Source organism: Bradyrhizobium sp. AUGA SZCCT0182 (genome assembly GCF_018130185.1).
GTDB lineage: Bacteria > Pseudomonadota > Alphaproteobacteria > Rhizobiales > Xanthobacteraceae > Bradyrhizobium.
Window position 1 is genome coordinate 1 of sequence record NZ_JAFCLY010000109.1, and the last position, 1,126, is coordinate 1,126.

At 61.5% G+C, this 1,126-nt stretch carries 1 protein-coding gene; it reads right to left on the minus strand.

The features are described from left to right. Positions 1–941 (minus strand): porin (locus JQ611_RS41450; RefSeq protein ID WP_212468849.1); only part of this gene is annotated, 941 nt, incomplete at its 3' end. Between the last annotated feature and the right edge of the window lie 185 nt (positions 942–1,126).

The window sequence follows — 1,126 nt, forward strand, 5'->3', positions numbered from 1 at the left end:
ACAGCCCAGCCCCACGTGTCGCTGGGATGACCGGTGGGTTCAGTGCCACCGTAGTAAGCAGCATGAATGTTATGCCCCACTGCCGACAACTGGACCATACCCCAAGCCTGGTCGGCCTTGAGCACGCCGATGATATCCGGAACCCTTGAGCCACCGATATCGCTGGCGCCGTAGCCGCCACCTGCGAAGGCCGCGGGGGCGACGAGGCCTGCACTCGTGTTGATCACGTTGGCCTGAGAGTAGGCGGTCTGATCCTGGAGCGACACGGTGCCCGAGATGCCGTTGCCGAACTGAGCGGTATAGGTCAACTGGTTCACACCAGTGACCATGCCGCTGCCGCCGACGAGACCGTCGAAGTTGTTGCCCGGGTAGTTGGTCCAGGGAGCGTCGAACTGCGAGATCGTCTTACCCATCGTGAACCCAGCGAACTGGATGAACGCATGGTAGACGCCGAGCGAACCGCCCGAGAGACCGCCGTCAGACGGGTTGCCAACGCCACCGAAGCCACCGGCCTGCGCAGCACCAGAGTAGAACGTGCCGCCGAGGCCGTTACCGGCGTAGGAGCCCGAGGTCCAGGAGAACGTCGCATCGAAGTAGGTGCGGAGGACGCCGTATTCAGTCGCCGTACGCGTATCGATGTTCAGGTCCTGGCGGGAACGAGCGGTGTAATAGTTCGACAGGCGATTTTGAGCGCCAGCCTGCGTCTGGTAGGCACCGCCGAATACCGAGTTGGTGCCGAACGCGGTTTCAACGCGCAGATAACCACCCAGCTTGATGCAGGTGTCCGTGCCGGGGATGTAGTAGAAACCAGCACCGTACAGGGAGCAGATCCTCACGTACTCGACCGCTTTGGCCTTGACGGGAAGATCGGCAGCCTGTGCTCCGCTCATGGCGATCAGACCCGCCGCTGAGCCGAGGATAAGGCTCTTAACCATCTTCATGATAACCTCCAAGTTGCTCTGTAGGGAAGGTTCCGGATCCGCCGGGTGCAAACACCCTAAGGTTGGTTCCCTTAATCCCATGAAACCCGCTTAGTCGCTTCGCGCCTTCGGACCACTCCCGCTTAACGCGAGGGACTTAAGCGAACCACCTAACGGGACGACCTCGGGATGCCCCCCTCCGTCGC